The organism is Variovorax sp. MSC1_012 (assembly GCF_023667525.1).
Classification (GTDB): domain Bacteria; phylum Pseudomonadota; class Gammaproteobacteria; order Burkholderiales; family Burkholderiaceae_C; genus Variovorax; species Variovorax beijingensis_B.
On sequence record NZ_CM174443.1, the window covers coordinates 555,552 to 573,859 of the forward strand.

The following is an 18,308-nucleotide window of genomic DNA, read 5'->3' on the forward strand; positions in this document are numbered from 1 at the left end:
TAGTTGTATATGCAATCATTGTAGCTACAATGAACGGCATGAACACCGCTCTGAAGCCTCCTCAGCTGAGGCCCCAAGGATGTACCAATTTCCGCCTGCGCCGGCTTTCCAGGCTGGCCTCGCGCTTCTATGACACGCATGTCGCGCCCAGCGGGCTCAAGACGACGCAGTATTCGCTGCTCTCACACGTGCTGCATTTCGGGCCGCTGCGCCCGGTCGACCTGGCGCGCGAGATGAACGTCGACGCCTCCACGCTCACGCGCAACCTCAAGCCGCTGCTGGCGGCGGGCTTCCTGGTGCAGACGGAGGGGCCCGATGCGCGCAGCCGCATGCTGGCGATCACCGACGCAGGCCGTGAAAAGCGAGCCGAGGCGCAGCGCCTGTGGCACGACGCGCAGCTGGCGCTCAACGACATCCTCGGCACCGAGCGCGTGCTGGCGCTGCATGCGCTGCTCGACGAGAGCCTGGAGCTGCTGCAGCGCGCCGGGCTGGGCGATGGGCAGCCGGAAGACGAAACGGGAGCCAGCGATGAATGAAACCGCTCTGCGGCGCCATGCGCTCTGGCTCGTGCTGCTGGCGGCCGCGGGCGCCTTCGCACTCACGATGGGGGTGCGCCAGACGATGGGGCTGTTCCTCTCGGCACTCAACACCTCGACCGCGCTCGGCATCGGCAGCATCAGCCTGGCGTTCGCATTCGGGCAGCTCTGGTGGGGGCTCACGCAGCCCTTCGCGGGCGCGGTGGCCGACCGCATCGGCACCGGCCGCGTGGTGTTCCTCGGCGTGCTGCTGGTTGCCATCGGCACCTTGATCACGCCGCTGATGACGAGCACGGCCGGCCTGATCTTCGCGATCGGCGTGCTGGCGGCCGGTGGTGCCGGCATGGCGGGCCCTTCGGTGTTGATGGCTGCGACCACGCGCCTGGTGCCGGCCGAGAAACGCGGCCTGGCCACCGGCTTGGTCAACGCTGGCGGCTCCTTCGGACAGTTCGCGATGGCGCCGATCGCCGTCGGTCTGACGGCCGCCGTAGGCTGGGCCGGCGCGATGCAGTGGCTTGGCGTGCTGGTGCTGCTGGCGCTGCCGGCCGCGTGGGTGCTCAAGGGCAACTCGAACGCAATGGCCGCGGCCTCGGCCGCCGCATCGGGCACGAAGCCGCTGAGTGCGCGCCAGGCCATCGGCCAGGCGCTCGCGACACCGAGCTACCGCTACCTGAGCCTGGGCTTCCTGGTCTGCGGCTTCCACGTCGCCTTCCTCGCCACGCACCTGCCCGGCGTTGTCGCGGCCTGCGGGCTGCCGGCCGAGGTCGGCGGCTGGGCGCTCGCGATGATCGGACTGTTCAACATCGTCGGCAGCCTGGCCATGGGTTGGGCCGTGGGGCGCTGGCGCATGAAGTCGCTGCTGTCGCTGGTCTATGCCACGCGCGGCATCGCCGTGCTGGTGTTCCTGCTGGCGCCGAAGACGACGGTGGTCATGCTGGTGTTCGCCGCCGTGATGGGCGTGACCTTTCTGTCGACCGTGCCGCCGACCGCCGGCCTGGTCGCCAAGATGTTCGGGCCGGCCAACATGGCGATGCTGTTCGGCATCGTGATGCTGGCGCACCAGGTCGGCGGCTTCCTGGGTGCATACCTGGGCGGCTACGTCTTCCAGGCCACGGGCAACTACGACATCGTCTGGTACATCGACATCGCACTCGCCGCGGGCGCCGCGCTGGTGCACCTGCCGATCCGCGAAGCGCGGCTGGCGCCTGCGAAGCTGGTGGCCGCATGAGCGGAGGACTCGATCCGCGCACGCGCATGCTGCTCGAGGCGCCGATCGTGGCGACCCTGCTGCGCCTGGCCGTTCCCAACGTGCTGGTGATGGTGGCTCAGGCCGCCGCCGGCCTGATCGAAACCTACTTCGTCGGCAAGCTGGGCACCGATGCGCTGGCCGGCATGGCACTGGTGTTTCCCATCGTCATGCTGATGCAGATGACCTCGGCCGGCGCCATGGGCGGCGGCATCGCCTCGGCCATCGCGCGGGCGCTGGGCGCGCGCCGCCGCGGCGACGCGGACGCACTGGTGTGGCATGCCATCGTCATCGCGCTCGGCTTCGGCGTGGCCTTCACGTTCGCCCTGTGGCTCGGCGGGCGCTGGCTCTACACGCTGATGGGCGGCACGGGCGCGGCGCTCGATGCGGCCATGGTGTATTCGAACTGGGTGTTCGCAGGCGCCGTGCTGGTCTGGCTTTTCAACTCGCTCGCCGCGGTGATTCGCGGCACCGGCAACATGGCGGTGCCGGCCAACGTCACCGTGATCGGCGTGCTGATGCTGGTGCCGCTGTCGCCGCTCTTGATCTTCGGCTGGGGCCCGATCCCCGGCATGGGCATCGCGGGCGGTGCGCTCGCGCTGCTGGTCTACTACGCCGCCGGCACGCTGGCGTTGTGGCTGTACCTGCGCTCGCCGCGCAGCCTGCTGCGGCCCGTGCTCGCGACGCTGCAGCTGCGCTGGCCGCTGTTCCGCGACATCCTGCGCGTCGGCGTGGTGGGCGCGGTGTCGACCGTCGCGACCAACCTCAGCATCGGCATCGCCACGGCGCTCTCGGGCCACTTCGGCGCCGGCGCGATCGCGGGCTACGGCACCGCCGCGCGGCTCGAATACCTGCTCGTCCCGCTCGTGTTCGGGCTCGGCGCGCCGCTGATCGCGATGGTGGGCACCTGCATGGGCGCGGGCCAGCGCGAGCGTGCATTGCGCGCGACCTGGGCCGGAGCAGCCATCGCCTTCGTGCTGGCCGAAGCCGTCGGCCTTGCCGCGGCGCTGTTCCCGCGACCGTGGCTGCTGCTGTTCGGCAGCGACCCGGCCATGCTCGAGGCCGGGACGCAGTACCTGCACGTGGTGGGGCCGCTCTATGGCTTCTTCGGCGTGGGCCTGGTGCTGTACTTTGCCTCGCAGGGCGCGGGGCGCCTGCTGTGGCCGGTGCTCGGCAACATCGCGCGGCTCGCCGTGGCCGGCGTGGGCGGCTGGCTGGCCTTGCGCTGGGGCGGCGGACTGGCGGGCGTGTTTGCGGCGCAGGGCGTGGCGCTGGTGGTGTACGGCATCGTCATCGCCTCGGCGATTGCCGGCGGCGCCTGGTTCGGCCGCGTGGGCTGGCCGCGCACGACCCGCGGCCTGCTGCGGCGCGTGGCGCAGGCCTGAACCGCTTCAGGTCGATGCGCCCGCCTGTGCGGCGGCAGTGGCCGCCGCACAGGGCGGCCGGCCGATCAGTAGCGGTAGGGGTTCTCGGGCCGGCGGTCGTAGCGGTTGGGCACGCCGTCGCCGTCGTAGTCCCTGCGGCCGTAGCGGCGCTCTTCCCAGTGACGATGCCGGCGCTCGTAGCGGTCATGCCCATGGTGGTAGCCCGGGCCATAGTAGTGATGCCGCGGAGGCGGCGGCGCGTAGTAGTGGTGGCGTGGCGGAGGCGGTGCGGGCACCACGTAGACCTGGGCCTGGATGAAGTGGCCGCCGGTCTGTGCCTGTGCCGGGGCGGTGAGTGCAGCCAGCGACAGCAGGGCCGCGGCGCCGATGGCGAATGTGAGCTTTTTCATGGCAACTCCAATGGAGTGGTTGGAAGCTCTATCGTCGTGGCTCCATGTGAACGCTTTGTAAGGCTGGAGCGAAATCGGATGAAGAGCTGTAAGCCGCTGCGCGGCCATTGCGCGATTCTGCGCGGCTCTTTCGCGATCCGGAATCGGCCGAACGGACGTCAGCCGCGTGGCGGAGGCAGCAGCCGCCGCAACGCCTCGAAGAACAGGTCCGACTGCTCGCGCTCGCCCTGGATCTGCGCCGCCACATGCGCGGCCATCTTGGCGTCCACCGGGACCAGCGGGCGCCCGGTCGATTGCGCAATCACCTGGTGCAGGCTCGCGCGTTCCAGGTAATAGAGATCGTCGTAGGCATGCGCAATGCAGGCGCCCGCCACGATCACGCCGTGGTTCGCCAGAAAGGCAATGTCCTTGCCCGCCATGGCGCGCGCGATGCGCTCGCCTTCGGCATCGTCGAGCGCCAGGCCGTTGTAGACCGCATCGATGGCGATGCGGTTCATGTAGCGCATCGCGTTCTGGCTCAGCGTGGGATCGAGCGCGCGCTCGGCCGTGAGCGTGAGCGCTGTGGCGTAGGGCATGTGGCAGTGCAGCACGACCGCGTGGCCCGTGATGCGGTGCACTGCGCCATGGATGAAGAGAGCCGTCGGCTCCACCCGGTGGCGCCCCGCGAGCACTTCGCCGTGCACGTCGATCAGCACGATGTCGTCGGCGCCGATCTCGCTCCAGTGCAGGCCGCGCGGATTGATCAGGTAGCGGTCCTGCGCGCCCGGCAGCAGCACGCTGAAATGGTTGCAGACCCCTTCGGACAAGCCGTGGTGGGCGGCTGCGCGCAGCGCGAGCGCAAGGTCTTCGCGCAGCTTGCGCACGGCCGGGCTGGCGTAATCTGAATCGGCGGACATCGACGCTCCCTCGTGGACGTTGGAAAGAAGATTCTCAGATGGCGGTCGCGCCCGTGAAGGCCGCGACGAATCTTTGCGCATCGGCGCGCACGGCCGAAGCCTGCTTGCCCGGCTTGTAGAGCGCGGAGCCGATGCCGAAGCCGGCCGCGCCGGCCGCACGCCATTCGGCCATGTTGGCAGGCGTGATGCCGCCCACGGGCATCAGCGGCGTGCCCTGGGGCAGCACCGCGAGCAGCGCCTTCACCACCGCGGGCGACGCGAGCTCGGCCGGAAACAGCTTGAGCCCGGTCGCGCCCGCGGCCAGCGCGCCGAAGGCTTCGGTCGGCGTCATCACGCCAGGCAGGCAGACCATGCCGAGCCGCACGGCTTCGGCGATCACCTCGGCATTGCAGTTGGGCGACACGACCAGCTCGCCGCCGGCCGCATGCACATAGCGCACCTGCTGCACGTCGAGCACCGTGCCGGCGCCCACCAGGGCCTGCGGAAAGCGCGTGCGCATCAGCGTGATGCTGGCGTAGGGCTTGGGCGAGTTGAGCGGCACCTCGAGCAGCCGGAAGCCCGATTCGACGATGGCATCGCCCACGTCGGCGGCCTCGGCAGGCGTGAGCCCGCGCAGGATGGCGACCAGCGGCAGCTCGTGCATCGCAGCTTCGAATTTTTCTTGCGGTGTGGTCATGGCGGATTCCGGTCTGCGTCGAGAAAGCCGGACAGCGCATGCAGCCCGGCCCAGGTGGCTTCGGCGCCAAGCGTGCGCGTGGCGGTGCCGGTGGCGCGCAGGGCCAGGGCATAGCGTTGGGTGAGGGCGGAGGATCCGATCAGCACGACTTCGCCGGCCCCTTGCAGCGACTGCGTGCGAAGTTCCTCGCCAATCAGGAGGCCCGAGAGGTAGCTGGAGAGTTCCTGCGTGGCCATGCGCTCGAACAGCGCCAGCGTGCGAGCACCGAAGGCGTTGTGCAGCAGGCCCTGGCCGTTGTCGGCACGCGTGACGCCCTGTACGAAAGCGGCTTCGTCGAGCGGCGCATCGGCATCGAGCGTGCGCGCGAGGATCGAATGCTGGCTCAGCAGCGCATAGAACTCGCCGGTCATGAAGGTGCGAAAGCCCGTGACGCGGCCCTTCTTGACCGTGGCCCACTTGTTGTGCGTGCCCGGCAGCACGAAGACGCCCTCGTCGACGTCCATCAATGCCATGGCGCCGAAGATCTGCACTTCTTCGCCGCGCATGACATCGGGAACGCCGTCATGCTCGTCGCTGAGGCCCGGCACGATGGAGATGCGCGAGCCTGGCCGCACGTCGATGTCGATGATCCTGCGGCCTGCTTCGACGCGGCCGGCGGGGCAGGCGCAATACGGCGCCTCGACCCAGCCCTGCTTGCTGCCGGCCATGCCGGAGATCAGGCAGCGCGCGCCGTCGAGGCGCATCCAGTCGCCGAACAGCGCTTCAAAAACCGCGGGAAACCCGCCTTGCGGCACCTTCAGGATGCCGCGCGCATCGCTGCGCTCTTCGAGCACCTTGCCGTCGGCATCGAGCAGTGCGCCGCGCAGTGAACTCGTGCCCCAATCGATGGCGACCAGTCTTGTCATGTCAGTGATTGTCGCGCGGCACGAAGGCCCCGCGGCGACCACGCAGGAAGGCCAGGTCGGCGCCCTGGTCGGCCTGCAGCACCGTGTCGACGTACAGCTTCCAGTAGCCCGAGTCGAGCGGCGCCTTGGGTGCGACCCACTTCTCGAGCCGCCTTGCGAGCTCTTCGTCGCTCACATGCAGGTGCAGCTTGCGGTTGGGCACGTCGAGCTCGACGATGTCGCCGTCCTGCACCAGTGCGAGCGGTCCGCCCGCGGCCGCCTCGGGCGCCGTGTGCAGCACCACCGTGCCGTAGGCCGTGCCGCTCATGCGCGCGTCGCTGATGCGGACCATGTCGGTGATGCCCTTGCGCAGCACCTTGGGCGGCAGCGGCATGTTGCCCGACTCGGCCATGCCCGGATAGCCGCGCGGGCCGCAGTTCTTCAGCACCATGACGCAGTGCTCGTCGATGTCGAGGTTCTCGTCGTCGATGCGCTTGTGCAGGTCGTCGGCGCTTTCGAACACCACCGCGCGGCCCTTGTGCACCAGCAGCTCGGGCGTGGCGGCGCTGGGCTTGATGATGGCGCCATTGGGCGCGAGATTGCCGCGCAGCACGCAGATGCCGGCCTTGTCCTTGAAGGGCTCGGCCAGCGGGCGGATCACCTGCGGGTTGTAGTTCTCGGCGTCCTTCACGTTGTCCCACAGCGTCTGGCCGTTGGCCGTGATGGCGTCCTTGTGCAGGTACTGCGCGATCTCCTTGATGACCACCGGCAGCCCGCCCGCATAGCAGAAGTCTTCCATCAGGAAGCGGCCCGAAGGCTGCAGATCGACCAGGCAGGGCAGGTCCGAGGCCAGCCGGTCGAAGTCGTCCAGCGAGAGATCCACGCCGATGCGCCCCGCGATGGCCAGCAGGTGGATGACGAGGTTGGTGGAGCCTCCGATGGCCGCATTGACCTTGATGGCGTTCTCGATCGCCTGGCGCGTGAGGATCTTCGACATGTTCAGGTCTTCATGGACCATGTCGACGATGCGCCGGCCGGCCATGCGCGCCAGCACATTGCGCCGGCCATCCACGGCCGGGTAGGCCGCGTTGCCGGGCAGGCCGATGCCGAGCGACTCGACCATGCAGGCCATGGTGCTCGCGGTGCCCATGGTCATGCAGTGGCCGTGGCTGCGGTGCATGCAGCTCTCGGCCTCGAAAAATTCCTGCAGCTTGAGCGTGCCGGCGCGCACCTGCTCGCTCATCTGCCACACGCCGGTGCCCGAACCCAGTTCCTGGCCGCGCCACTTGCCCGAAAGCATCGGACCGCCGGAGACGCCGATGGTCGGCAGGTCGACGCTGGCCGCACCCATCATGAGCGCGGGCGTGGTCTTGTCGCAGCCCATGAGCAGCACCACGCCGTCGAGCGGATTGCCGCGGATGCTCTCTTCCACGTCCATGCTTGCAAGGTTGCGGTACAGCATGGCGGTGGGGCGCAGCAGCGTTTCGCCGAGCGACATCACCGGGAACTCCAGCGGAAAGCCGCCCGCCTCGTAGACGCCGATCTTCACCTGCTCGGCGAGCGTGCGGAAATGCGAGTTGCAGGGCGTGAGCTCGCTGAAGGTGTTGCAGATGCCGATGACGGGACGCCCATCGAACTGGTCGTGCGGCACGCCCTTGCCCTTGACCCAGCTTCGGTAGATGAAGCCGTCGCGGTCATTGCGGCCGAACCATTGCTGGCTGCGCAGGTCTTCGGGTTTTTTCTTGGGGGAAGTGCTCATCGGGTTGTCTCCGTTTACGACCGCTTACGGCCCCAAACCTCAGGGTTTGTCCTGCCGATCGATCATTTCAATCATCATATGATAAGTGCGAAGAACCTGCCGGACCCTTAGTGTTTTCGAGTGTCGGCATATCAAATTTCACATCACGCACATGATCAAGAACATCCACGGTCGCACGCTCGAGCTGCTCGGCGAAGCTGTCGTGGCCGGCCGCTATGCGATCGGTGCGTCGATCCCGGCCGAACCCATTCTGGGCGAGGAACTCGGCGTGAGCCGCACCGTGGTGCGGGAAGCCATCAAGTCGCTGGCGGCCAAGGGCCTGATCGTGACGGGCCCAAAGGTGGGCACGCGGGTGCTGCCGCAGGACAAGTGGAACTGGTTCGACCCCGATGTCATTACCTGGCAGTCGCGTGCCGGGCTCACGCCCGAGTTCCTGCGCGACCTGCAGGACCTGCGGCGCGTGGTCGAGCCGGCGGCCGTGCGGCTCGCGGCCGAACGGGCCAGCCCGCAGGACATCGAAGAAATAGAACGCGCCTACGCCGGCATGAAGGAAGCCGTGGAGAACGGCGGCGACTACGTCACCTTCGACCTGCGCTTTCATACCGGCCTCTTGAGCGCAGCGCGCAACCGCATGCTCGCGCAGATGAGCAAGGCGCTCAACGCACTGCTTCGCACCAGTTTCGAAATCTCGACCAGCAAGCCCGACGGTCCCGCGCTTTCACTGCCGCTGCATCGCGCGGTGCTCGACGCGGTGATTGCGCACGATCCGGCCAAGGCCGAGCAGGCGGTCATTCGCCTCATCGACGGCGCGCGGCAGGACATCGAAGACGTGCTCGGCTCGCGCCGCCGGCTGCCGCGGCTCAGCCGCCCACCGCCGCGGCTGAAGGCGAACTAGCCGGGCAGCCCGGGTCCGGGTGCGAGCCGGCGCAGGTTGCAACAGATTTTTTCACCCACGCTCGTGTTCGAGCATTCCACCGAAAAAAGAAGGAGACACCATGAAAGTCGTCAAGTCGCTGATAGCGCCGACGTTGTTCGCGCTGGGGTTGTTGGCGGCGGCAGGTCCCGCTGCCGCGCAGGAAAAGCTCACCGTCTGGTGGGTGAAGGGCTTCTACAAGGCCGAGGACGATGCGTTGTTCGCCGCCATCAAGAAGTTCGAGGACAAGAACAAGAACGTGAAGATCGAGCTGTCGCAGTACCCGATCCAGGACATGATTCCCAAGACCGTGTCCGCGCTCGACTCCGGCAGCCCGCCCGACGTGGCCTACGCCGACGTGTACGACTTCCAGGTCACGGGCAAGTGGGCCTACGACGGCAAGCTCGAAGACCTCAGCAGCGTGCTCACGCCCATGAAGGACCGCTTCGCGCCGAACACGCTGGAGACCACCTATCTCTACAACGAGCAGAGCAAGGCCAAGGCCTACTACGCCTTCCCGATCAAGCAGCAGACGATGCACATCGAGTACTGGCTCGACATGCTCACCGAGGCCGGGCTCAAGGAAAGCGACATTCCCACCACCTGGAAGGACTACTGGACCTTCTGGTGCGAGAAGGCGCAAACCGCCAGCCGCCAGAAGAGCGGCAAGCGCACCTTCGGCATCGGCATGCCCATGGGCGTGGATTCGAGCGACTCGTTCTATTCGTTCCTGACTTTCATGGACGCGCACAACGTCAAGCTGGTGGACGACAACGGCAAGCTGCTGGTCGACGACCCGAAGGTCCGCACCGGCCTCATCGGTGCGCTGACCGACTACACCACGCCCTACACCAAGGGCTGCACGCCGCCCTCGTCGACGAGCTGGAAGGACCCGGACAACAACGTCGCGTTCCACAACAAGACGACGCTGATGACGCACAACGCGACCATCTCCATCGCCGCCAAGTGGCTCGACGATTCGAACAACGCGTCGCTCACGCCCGAGCAGCGCGAGGAAGCCCGCAAGAACTACACCGAGCGCATCCGCACGGCGGGTTTCCCGAGCAAGCCTGACGGCAGCAAGATGGTCTACCGCACCGCGGTGAAGACCGGCGTGGTGTTCAAGGACGCCAAGAACAAGGCGCGCGCCAAGGAGTTCGTCGCCTTCCTGCTGCAGGAAGAAAACCTCACGCCGTACGTGGAGGGTTCGCTGGGCCGCTGGTTCCCGGTGACCAAGGCCGCGCAGCAGCGCGACTTCTGGAAGGCCGATCCGCACCGCCTCTCGGTCTTCAACCAGTACGCCGCCGGCACCGTGACTTTCGAGTTCACCAAGAACTACAAGTTCACCGTGCTCAACAACGAGAACGTCTGGGCCAAGGCCATGAGCCGCGTCGTCACCGACAAGGTGCCTGTGGACAAGGCGGTCGACGAGATGATCGCGCGCATCAAGACGGTCGCGGCGCAGTAAGCCGCATCTGGAAACACCTTCACCGGGCCGATTCGCATGAGCTCCACTGCCACCGCCGCGCCATCCCCGGCGCCTGTTGTCAATCTCGGGGCGCGGCACGCGCGCTGGCAGTTCTGGGGCGCGGTCATGGTCGTGCCCTACCTGCTGGTGTTCGTGGTGTTCGTGCTCTATCCGGTGGGGTACGGGCTCTGGCTCGCGCGCCATCCGCAAAGCTACGTCAAGCTGGTCGAAGACCCGATCTTCTTTCGCTCGGTGATCAACACGGCCATCTTCCTGGTCGTGGCGATCAACATCAAGATGCTCGTGGCCCTGGTGCTCTCGGGCTTTTTCGTGACATCGCGCTGGTGGATCAAGATCGTCTCGGCGATCTTCATCCTGCCGTGGGCGATGCCCTCGATTCCCACCATCCTGTCGATCCGCTTCATGCTCAACCCCGAGTGGGGCGTGATCAACAGCACCATCTTCCGCCTTACCGGCGCGGATGGTCCCAATTGGCTCAACGATCCTTCGCTGGCACTGGCCTTGGCGATGGTGGTGCACATATGGAAGTCGCTGCCGTTCTGGACGCTGATCCTGGTGGCGGGGCGGCTGGCCATTCCTACCGAACAGTATGAAGCCGCTTCGGTCGACGGCGCCTCGTCGTGGCAGAAGTTCCGCTTCGTGAGCTGGCCCGCGCTGAAGACGCTCTACGTCACGTCGCTCATTCTTTCGATGATCTGGACGCTGGGCGACTTCAACAGCGTCTACCTGCTGACCGGTGGCGGACCTGCAGATCTGACGCATGTGCTGGCCACGCTCGGCATTCGCTACCTGCGCCTGGACCAGGTCGATCTCTCGATGGCTTCCATCGTGGTGGCACTCCCGTTGGTGCTGCCGCTCGTGTACTTCATGATGAAGAGGCTCTCGAAATGAGCCCCCACGTTCATCACTTCGTGTATTCACTGCCCCCCGAGGGGGCGCCCGCCCTCCTAGAGGCGGCTCGTCGGAGGACGGTATGAAACGCTGGACCCCCAAGGCCATGGCGACCGAGGCCAAGCTGCTGCTGATCGGCATTCCGGTGCTGCTGTGGACGCTGATCCCGGTCTACCACATGGTGCTCTTCGCGATCTCGTCGAAAGACTCCGCGACCTCGGGCCACCTGTGGCCCAAGAATCCGACGCTGGACAACTTCCGCATCGTGTTCCAGCAGAAGCACTTCTACCTCGACCACTTCTGGCTGCAGCTGGGGAACTCGCTGCTGATCGCGCTGACGGTAGGGGCGCTGACGCTCTTCGTCGCCACCACGGCCGCCTTTGCGATCAGCCGGCTGCGCGTGCGCGGCGGGCGCACGGTGATGAACCTGGCGCTGTTCACGTACTTCATTCCTGCGGCCTTCCTGGCCGTGCCCATGTACAAGACGATGGGCAACTACGGGCTGCTCAACAGCCAGTGGGCATTGATCCTTGCCATGGTGACCATCGCCTCGCCGTACTGCATCTGGGTGCTCAAGCAGGCTTCCGACAAGCTGCCCTACGAACTCGACGAGGCCGCGCGCATGGACGGCGCCTCGCCGCTGCAGCTGTTTCGCCTGGTGTACCTGCCGCTGATGGTGCCGTCTCTGGTGGCGGTGGGCACCTATTCGCTGCTGCTGGCATGGAACGAATACCTCTACGCCTTCCTGCTGCTGTCCAACGACCGGAGCGTGACCTTGGCGGTGGCGCTCGGCAACTTCCTTTCGGCCGACGATTCGCCGTGGGAGCTGCTGATGGCCACCGGCCTCATCTATGCATTGCCGCCCGCGGCGATCTACTACGCCTTCAAGCGCTACATGGTGGGCGGACTCACCGCTGGTGCCGTCAAGAGCTGAGCGAACCCTGGGAATAAAAATGGCATCCGTATCCTTTCGCAATATCCAGAAATCCTTCGGCAAGGTCCAGATCATCCAGGGCCTGAGCTTCGACATCACCGACGGCGAGTTCGTGGTGCTGGTCGGGCCTTCGGGCTGCGGCAAGTCGACCTTGCTGCGCATGCTTGCGGGCCTGGAGGACATCAGCGGCGGCGAGATCATGATCGACAGCCGCGTGGTCAACGACCTCGAGTCGAAGGACCGCGACATCGCCATGGTGTTCCAGAGCTACGCGCTCTATCCGCACATGACGGTCGGCGAGAACATGGGCTTCAGCCTGCGGCTGCGCAATGCGGAGAAGTCGGTGACCGACGAGCGCGTGGCGCGCGCCGCGAAGATCCTCAACCTCGATGCACTGCTCGGGCGCTATCCGCGCGAGCTGTCGGGCGGCCAGCGCCAGCGCGTGGCCATGGGGCGCGCCATCGTGCGCGACCCCAAGGTGTTCCTGTTCGACGAGCCGCTCTCCAACCTGGACGCCAAGCTGCGCGTGGCGATGCGTGCCGAGATCAAGGCGCTGCACCAGCGCCTGAAGACCACCACTGTCTACGTGACGCACGACCAGATCGAGGCCATGACCATGGCCGACCGCATCGTGGTGATGCACGACGGCATCGTCGAGCAGATCGGCACGCCGCTCGACCTGTACGACCGTCCCGACAACCTGTTCGTCGCGCAGTTCATCGGCTCGCCGTCGATGAACGTGATCGAGGGCACGGTGCGGCGCTCGGGCGGCGAATGCCACGTCGAGGCACACGGCGCGCGCTGGCCCGTGCCGCCGGGCACCTCGGCGCCCGATGGCCAGCCGGTGCACTACGGCATCCGCCCCGGCGACATCACGCTGGGCGGCGGCAGCGGCGTCGATGCGCAGGTGATCGTGGTCGAGCCCACGGGCGCCGAGACCGAACTGCTGGTGCAGGTCGGCGAGGCGAAGCTGGTGCTGGCGGTGCATGGCCGCGTCGACGCACAGCCCGACCAGACCGTGGGCCTGGCGATCGATGCCAACCGCGTGCACCTGTTCGACCGCCAGAGCGGCCGGCGCATGCCCTGAGCTTCAGCTAGGGCCTGTTAACGCTATGGAAGGGGATCGCGTTGCTTCGCCAAGGGGCTGGATGCAAGGCGCCTGGGCGCAGCAAGGCTTTGGCCTTGCAAGCGTGGGCAACGCCGCAGACGGCCCCTTGGCGAAGCAACCCGCAGGGAAGCTCGCCACAGCCCGCCCCTCGGCGTTGCGTTCCTTGTGCGTGCGGACGCACGCACGGCGTCACGCGCCTTGATGGGCGGGCTGTGGCGAGCTTCGCGACCCCTTCCATAGCGTTAACAGGCCCTAGTCGGTGCGCAGCCGCAGCAGCGCGCGCACGAAGCCGTGGTCCGAGCGCGAGCGGTCCCGGCCTTCGTGCAGGTGGTCGTTGAAGTAGTCGACCCGGCGCACGTCGCCCAGGCTGCGCCGGCTCGTCGCAACGAACTCCTCGCTCACGAAGATCTGGTCGAGCACCGCCGGAAAGCCCTGGTGGATGTGCGAATAGGCCACGTCCTTCTTGAGCGCCGATTCGCCCTGCATCTCGTAGGCATTGAAGAGCGCCACGTCGCGCGCCGCCTTGTCGTAGGCCACCTCGGAGGTGGCGGCCACCAGCTGCGTGGTGACGCTGTGCGGGTCGTCGTTGAAGTCGCCCATCACCACCAGCGGCGTGTTCGTGCCCTGCAGCAGGTCGATCACGATGCAGCGCAGGGCCGCCGCCTCGACGCCGCGCATGACGAGCGAGCGCAGCGAAGCCATGGCGCCGACCTTGCGGTCCTCCCGGTCTTCCAGGGCATTGCCCTGCGCGTCCTGCAGGAATTTGGGCCGCTTGGACTTGAGGTGCACCGTCAGCACGTGCACCTGCTGCCCGTGCTTCATGCGCAGCGTGGCCAGGAGGGGCGGGCGCTCGAAGCGCGTGTGCGGGCCCAGGCCCGGCACCTCGACCCCGAAGCCGGACGGAAAGTCGACGAAGGACCGGACCTGGTCCACCTGCAGCCGCGTGGCAATGCCGACCCGCGGCGTGCCCTGCGCGCCCGGCCGTGCAGGCGTGCCCGGCGGGCTCGCGGGCGGCGGCGTGTTCTCCGCGCCCGGGACCGAGACGAAGTCGTAGCGCAGGCCGCTGCGCGCGATGGCGGCCTTCAGCGCGCTCTCGTCCCAGACCTCCTGCACCGCGAGCACGTCGGCGTTGAGTGCATGGAAGCGCTCGCCGGTCCAGCCGATCTTGCGTTCGTATTCGCGTTCGTCGTAGGCGTCCTGGTTCTCGTAATACACCCGATGCGGGTTCGCGAGATTCAGCAGGTTGCAGGTGGCGACGAAGAGCGTGGCGTAGTTGGGCGGGATGTCTTGCATGGCACGCGATTGTGTCCGCAGCGGGTGACGAGCGGGAGATGCCGTGTCGGCGGCGCAAAAGACAAAGGGCACCGAAGTGCCCTTTGTCTTTGTTGCGGGATAGATGCTCCATCTACCCGCTGCGCCGGTCAGCGCCCGAACGAGCGTCCGCCGCCGCCGGAGCGGTTGCCACCGCCACCGCCACCGCCACCGTAGCCGCCGCCACCCGAACGGCCACCGCCGCCCGAACGATTGCCGCCGTAGCCGCCACCGCCGCCGCCCGGACGGCCGCGCCCGCGGCCGCCACCCATGTGGTCGACGCTCGTGCGCAGCGGATCCGGCTGACCGTCGCCGCCGGCGACCGCTTCGGCGCGCAGGTGTGCGACCTGGTTGGCCTGGGTCGGGCTGTGGCTGTTGCCGTGATGGCGCGGCTGGCGCTCGTCATGCGGCAGATGGTTCTGCGGCGCATGGTGCGGCGCACGTGCCGGGCCTTGCGGTCCGCGGCCTTGTGCCGGGCGGGCGCCCTGGCCGCGCGGGCCCTGGCCCTGTCCCTGGCCGCCGCCATTGGCATTGCGGCCTTGGCCGCCACCGCCCTGGCCGCCGCCGCGGCGTTGGCCGCCACCACCACCGCCGCCGGCGCGCTCACCGCCCTGGCCGGCCTTGTTCTCGCGGATGCGCGACAGCATCTCGGTGCGGGCAGCCTTGGCGGCCGCCTGCATCACGTCGCGGCTCGGCGGACGGCCGGCGCCGCCCCAGATCGTCTGACGACCCATGGCGATCGGCTCGGCGCGTTCGCCTTCCTCAGGGCCGAAGCCTTCGACGAACTGCACCGGAATCGTCTGCTTGGTGAAGCGTTCGATTTCCTGCATGAAGCCCTCTTCGTCCATGCAGACGAAGCTCACGGCCTCGCCGCTCGAACCGGCGCGGCCGGTGCGGCCGATGCGATGCACGTAGTCTTCGCTGACGTTCGGGATCTCGTAGTTCACGACGTGCGGCAGCTCGTCGATGTCGATGCCGCGGGCCGCGATGTCGGTGGCCACCAGCGCGCGGATGTCGCCGCTCTTGAAGCCGGCCAGCGCCTGGGTGCGGGCGCTCTGGCTCTTGTTGCCGTGCAGCGCCATCGCCTCGATGCCGTTCTTGGTGAGGAACTCGGCCACGCTGTTGGCGCCGAACTTGGTGCGCGTGAACACGAGCACCTGGCTCCACTTGTTCTCGTTGATGATGTGCGCGAGCAGCGCCTTCTTCTTGCCGCGGCCCACCGGGTGGATCACCTGGGTGATGCGCTGCACGGTGGTGTTGCGCGGCGTGACCTGGATGCTCTGCGGGTTCTTGAGCAGCGTGGCGGCCAGGTCGCGGATCTCGTCGCTGAAGGTGGCCGAGAACAGCAGGCTCTGCTTTTCCCTGGGCACCAGCGCCAGGATCTTCTTCACGTCATGGATGAAGCCCATGTCGAGCATGCGGTCGGCTTCGTCGAGGATCAGCATCTGGACCTGGCTCAGGTCGAGCATGCCCTGCTGCTGCAGGTCGAGCAGGCGGCCGGGGGTGGCCACGAGGATGTCGACGCCCTTCTTGAGCTTGCTGATCTGCGGGTTCATGCCCACGCCGCCGAAGATCACGGTGGAGTCGAGTTCCAGGTACTTGCCGTAGGTGCGCACCGACTCTTCGACCTGGGCCGCGAGTTCGCGCGTGGGCGTGAGCACCAGCGCACGAATGCCGATGCCGCCGAACTTGTTGGTGGCGCTCGTGCCGACGCTGAGCTTGTGCAGCATCGGCAGCGTGAACGCAGCGGTCTTGCCGGTGCCGGTCTGGGCGCCGCCCAGAAGGTCGTGGCCTTCGAGGACCGCGGGAATGGCTTGCGCCTGGATGGGGGTGGGGGTGTCGTAACCGTGCTCGTGCACAGCCTTCAAGATGGCGGGAGCCAGCTTCAGTTCGTCAAAATTCATTGGAAACAATAAGCGCCATACACGGCGCAGTGGCATCGGCCCGCTTGGCGTCTTTTGTGACGCCGAGCCAGTCAAGGCTGATGAAGGTCAGGGGTGGGAGCCAGAAAGTCCGCCCTCGCAAGAGGGTTGAAAGGCGCTTTCTTCGTCCCCGGCAGAGAGCCGGTGTTGCGGGCAACTGGACCCGGCAACGGTGGCTATTGTCGCATGAGTCGATAATCCATGGTTTGCCGCGTCCGAAAGCTTCTTCGGGCGCCCGCACTTTTCGCCCAATTTCCGCTACCCAAGGTAACTATTCACAGATGGCTCAATACGTCTATTCGATGAACCGTGTCAGCAAGACCGTGCCGCCCAAGCGGCAGCTCTTGAAAGACATTTCGCTCTCTTTCTTCCCCGGCGCCAAGATCGGCGTGCTCGGCCTGAATGGCTCGGGCAAGTCCACGCTGCTCAAGATCATGGCGGGTGTGGACAAGGAGTTCGAGGGCGAGGCGCTGCCCATGCCGGGGATGACGATCGGCTATCTGGAGCAGGAACCCAAGCTCAACACCGAGCACACGGTGCGCGAATCGGTCGAAGAGTCCATGGGCGCGGTGTTTGCGGCCAAGGCGCGCCTCGAAGAGGTGTACATCGCCTATGGTGCCGAAGACGCCGACTTCGACGCGCTGGCGGCCGAGCAGGCCCAGCTCGAAGCCATCATCGCCACTGCCGGCACCGATTCCGAACATCAACTGGAAATCGCCGCCGACGCACTGCGCCTGCCGCCGTGGGACGCGAAGATCGGCCTGCTGTCAGGCGGCGAAAAGCGGCGCGTGGCGCTGTGCCGCCTCTTGCTGTCCAAGCCCGACATGCTGCTGCTCGATGAGCCGACCAACCACCTGGACGCAGAATCGGTGGAGTGGCTCGAAGTGTTCCTGCAGCGCTTCACGGGCACCGTGGTGGCCATCACCCACGATCGCTACTTCCTCGACAACGCGGCCGAGTGGATCCTGGAAATGGACCGCGGCCGCGGCATTCCCTGGAAGGGCAACTACAGCACCTGGCTCGAGCAGAAGGGCGAACGCCTGGCGCAGGAGCAGAAGAGCGAAGAAGCCCACGCCAAGGCGCTGAAGAAGGAACTGGAGTGGTCGCGCCAGAACCCGAAGGCACGCCAGGCCAAGAGCAAATCCCGCCTGGCCCGCTTCGAAGAGCTGAGCGACATGGAATACCAGAAGCGCAACGAGACGCAGGAAATCTTCATTCCTGTGGCGGAGCGGCTGGGCCAGCAGGTGTTCGAGTTCCACGGCGTCAGCAAGTCCTTCGGCGACCGCATGCTGATCGACAACCTGAGCTTCACCGTGCCGCCGGGCGCGATCGTCGGCATCATCGGCCCGAACGGCGCCGGCAAGTCGACGCTCTTCAAGCTGCTCGCGGGCAAGGAAAAGCCGGATTCGGGCGAGGTCATCATCGGCTCGACGGTCAAGATGGCCTTCGTGGACCAGCACCGCGACGAGCTTGCCAACAACAAGACGGTGTGGGAAGACATCTCGAACGGCCTGGACATCATCAATGTCGGCAAGTTCCAGATGGCGAGCCGCGCCTACGCGGGCCGCTTCAACTTCAACGGCGCCGACCAGCAGAAGAAGGTCGGCACGCTGTCGGGCGGCGAGCGCGGCCGGCTGCACCTGGCCAAGACGCTGATCGCGGGCGGCAACGTGCTGCTGCTGGACGAGCCCTCGAACGACCTTGACGTGGAAACGCTGCGTGCGCTGGAAGATGCGCTGCTCGAGTTCGCCGGCACCGTGATGGTCATCAGCCACGACCGCTGGTTCCTCGACCGCATTGCCACGCACATCCTGGCGGCCGAAGGCGACAGCCAGTGGACCTTCTTCGACGGCAACTACCAGGAGTACGAAGCCGACAAGAAGAAGCGCCTGGGCGAAGAGGGTGCCAAGCCCAAGCGCATGCGCTACAAAGCCCTCAAGTAAAGCTGCGCCGGTTCTTCCGGAGCGCG

16 protein-coding genes are annotated in these 18,308 nt (G+C 66.9%); 9 read left to right on the plus strand and 7 right to left on the minus strand.

Features of this window, described 5'->3' with window-relative positions:
• Positions 1-38 precede the first annotated feature (38 nt).
• From L1081_RS02530 to L1081_RS02540, 3 genes are read left to right on the plus strand one after another with little or no spacing between them, the layout of a single operon-like run.
• Entirely contained in the window at positions 39-536 is a 498-nt protein-coding gene (locus L1081_RS02530; protein WP_489415052.1) for a MarR family transcriptional regulator, read from the plus strand.
• The gene (locus tag L1081_RS02535; protein ID WP_489415053.1) at positions 529-1,764 is read left to right on the plus strand and encodes an MFS transporter; all 1,236 of its coding nucleotides are present in this window, start codon (positions 529-531) and stop codon (positions 1,762-1,764) included. The genes L1081_RS02530 and L1081_RS02535 overlap by 8 nt, the downstream gene beginning before the upstream one ends.
• Positions 1,761-3,167, plus strand: a complete 1,407-nt coding sequence (locus L1081_RS02540) for an MATE family efflux transporter (protein WP_489415054.1) — start codon at positions 1,761-1,763, stop codon at positions 3,165-3,167. The genes L1081_RS02535 and L1081_RS02540 overlap by 4 nt, the downstream gene beginning before the upstream one ends.
• A gap of 65 nt (positions 3,168-3,232) precedes the next feature.
• On the opposite strand, the gene L1081_RS02545 is transcribed toward L1081_RS02540, so the two are convergent.
• From L1081_RS02545 to L1081_RS02565, 5 genes are all read right to left on the minus strand, one after another.
• Positions 3,233-3,556: a hypothetical protein gene (locus tag L1081_RS02545; protein WP_489415055.1), complete on the minus strand. Its 324-nt coding sequence runs from the start codon at positions 3,554-3,556 to the stop codon at positions 3,233-3,235.
• A gap of 158 nt (positions 3,557-3,714) precedes the next feature.
• Positions 3,715-4,452 (minus strand): aldolase, encoded by a 738-nt coding sequence (locus tag L1081_RS02550; protein ID WP_062366211.1) that lies wholly within the window; start codon positions 4,450-4,452, stop codon positions 3,715-3,717.
• 34 nt (positions 4,453-4,486) lie between these two features.
• Complete coding sequence (locus L1081_RS02555) at positions 4,487-5,128, minus strand: 2-dehydro-3-deoxy-6-phosphogalactonate aldolase (RefSeq protein WP_489415056.1); 642 nt, start codon at positions 5,126-5,128, stop codon at positions 4,487-4,489.
• Positions 5,125-6,033: a 2-dehydro-3-deoxygalactonokinase gene (locus L1081_RS02560; RefSeq protein WP_489415057.1), complete on the minus strand. Its 909-nt coding sequence runs from the start codon at positions 6,031-6,033 to the stop codon at positions 5,125-5,127. The genes L1081_RS02555 and L1081_RS02560 overlap by 4 nt, the downstream gene beginning before the upstream one ends.
• Before the next feature lies 1 nt (position 6,034).
• Positions 6,035-7,771, minus strand: a complete 1,737-nt coding sequence (locus L1081_RS02565) for a dihydroxy-acid dehydratase (RefSeq protein ID WP_489415058.1) — start codon at positions 7,769-7,771, stop codon at positions 6,035-6,037.
• Between the two features lie 151 nt (positions 7,772-7,922).
• Here L1081_RS02565 and L1081_RS02570 point away from each other — a divergent pair, with 151 nt between their 5' ends.
• From L1081_RS02570 to L1081_RS02590, 5 genes are all read left to right on the plus strand, one after another.
• The gene (locus tag L1081_RS02570) at positions 7,923-8,666 is read left to right on the plus strand and encodes a FadR/GntR family transcriptional regulator (protein ID WP_124955915.1); all 744 of its coding nucleotides are present in this window, start codon (positions 7,923-7,925) and stop codon (positions 8,664-8,666) included.
• A 100-nt stretch (positions 8,667-8,766) separates the two neighbouring features.
• A complete protein-coding gene (locus tag L1081_RS02575) occupies positions 8,767-10,152 on the plus strand; it encodes an extracellular solute-binding protein (RefSeq protein ID WP_489415059.1) in 1,386 nt (461 codons plus the stop codon).
• A 36-nt stretch (positions 10,153-10,188) separates the two neighbouring features.
• Positions 10,189-11,064 carry a carbohydrate ABC transporter permease gene (locus L1081_RS02580; RefSeq protein ID WP_319427013.1) on the plus strand — a complete coding sequence of 292 codons (876 nt, stop codon included), beginning with the start codon at positions 10,189-10,191 and terminating at the stop codon, positions 11,062-11,064.
• An 82-nt stretch (positions 11,065-11,146) separates the two neighbouring features.
• On the plus strand, positions 11,147-11,998 hold the full coding sequence (locus L1081_RS02585) for an ABC transporter permease subunit (RefSeq protein WP_489415060.1): 852 nt from the start codon (positions 11,147-11,149) through the stop codon (positions 11,996-11,998).
• Positions 11,999-12,017: 19 nt separating this feature from the next.
• Positions 12,018-13,085 (plus strand): ABC transporter ATP-binding protein, encoded by a 1,068-nt coding sequence (locus L1081_RS02590; protein ID WP_015866462.1) that lies wholly within the window; start codon positions 12,018-12,020, stop codon positions 13,083-13,085.
• A gap of 273 nt (positions 13,086-13,358) precedes the next feature.
• Here L1081_RS02590 and L1081_RS02595 read toward each other — a convergent pair whose 3' ends face one another.
• A complete protein-coding gene (locus L1081_RS02595) occupies positions 13,359-14,399 on the minus strand; it encodes an endonuclease/exonuclease/phosphatase family protein (RefSeq protein ID WP_489415061.1) in 1,041 nt (346 codons plus the stop codon).
• A gap of 128 nt (positions 14,400-14,527) precedes the next feature.
• Positions 14,528-16,321: a DEAD/DEAH box helicase gene (locus L1081_RS02600; RefSeq protein ID WP_489415062.1), complete on the minus strand. Its 1,794-nt coding sequence runs from the start codon at positions 16,319-16,321 to the stop codon at positions 14,528-14,530.
• Between the two features lie 299 nt (positions 16,322-16,620).
• On the opposite strand from L1081_RS02600, the gene ettA reads away from it, so the two are divergent.
• Positions 16,621-18,282 carry an energy-dependent translational throttle protein EttA gene (gene ettA, locus L1081_RS02605; protein WP_319438815.1) on the plus strand — a complete coding sequence of 554 codons (1,662 nt, stop codon included), beginning with the start codon at positions 16,621-16,623 and terminating at the stop codon, positions 18,280-18,282.
• The last annotated feature ends 26 nt before the right edge of the window (positions 18,283-18,308 follow it).

Bases quoted from the DNA above. Each gene is read 5' to 3' on its own strand.
- L1081_RS02530 (WP_489415052.1), top strand. From the start codon at position 39: ATGAACACCGCTCTGAAGCCTCCTCAGCTGAGGCCCCAAGGATGTACC.
- L1081_RS02535 (WP_489415053.1), top strand. From the start codon at position 529: ATGAATGAAACCGCTCTGCGGCGCCATGCGCTCTGGCTCGTGCTGCTG.
- L1081_RS02540 (WP_489415054.1), top strand. From the start codon at position 1,761: ATGAGCGGAGGACTCGATCCGCGCACGCGCATGCTGCTCGAGGCGCCG.
- L1081_RS02545 (WP_489415055.1), bottom strand. From the start codon at position 3,556: ATGAAAAAGCTCACATTCGCCATCGGCGCCGCGGCCCTGCTGTCGCTG.
- L1081_RS02550 (WP_062366211.1), bottom strand. From the start codon at position 4,452: ATGTCCGCCGATTCAGATTACGCCAGCCCGGCCGTGCGCAAGCTGCGC.
- L1081_RS02555 (WP_489415056.1), bottom strand. From the start codon at position 5,128: ATGACCACACCGCAAGAAAAATTCGAAGCTGCGATGCACGAGCTGCCG.
- L1081_RS02560 (WP_489415057.1), bottom strand. From the start codon at position 6,033: ATGACAAGACTGGTCGCCATCGATTGGGGCACGAGTTCACTGCGCGGC.
- L1081_RS02565 (WP_489415058.1), bottom strand. From the start codon at position 7,771: ATGAGCACTTCCCCCAAGAAAAAACCCGAAGACCTGCGCAGCCAGCAA.
- L1081_RS02570 (WP_124955915.1), top strand. From the start codon at position 7,923: ATGATCAAGAACATCCACGGTCGCACGCTCGAGCTGCTCGGCGAAGCT.
- L1081_RS02575 (WP_489415059.1), top strand. From the start codon at position 8,767: ATGAAAGTCGTCAAGTCGCTGATAGCGCCGACGTTGTTCGCGCTGGGG.
- L1081_RS02580 (WP_319427013.1), top strand. From the start codon at position 10,189: ATGAGCTCCACTGCCACCGCCGCGCCATCCCCGGCGCCTGTTGTCAAT.
- L1081_RS02585 (WP_489415060.1), top strand. From the start codon at position 11,147: ATGAAACGCTGGACCCCCAAGGCCATGGCGACCGAGGCCAAGCTGCTG.
- L1081_RS02590 (WP_015866462.1), top strand. From the start codon at position 12,018: ATGGCATCCGTATCCTTTCGCAATATCCAGAAATCCTTCGGCAAGGTC.
- L1081_RS02595 (WP_489415061.1), bottom strand. From the start codon at position 14,399: ATGCAAGACATCCCGCCCAACTACGCCACGCTCTTCGTCGCCACCTGC.
- L1081_RS02600 (WP_489415062.1), bottom strand. From the start codon at position 16,321: ATGAATTTTGACGAACTGAAGCTGGCTCCCGCCATCTTGAAGGCTGTG.
- ettA (WP_319438815.1), top strand. From the start codon at position 16,621: ATGGCTCAATACGTCTATTCGATGAACCGTGTCAGCAAGACCGTGCCG.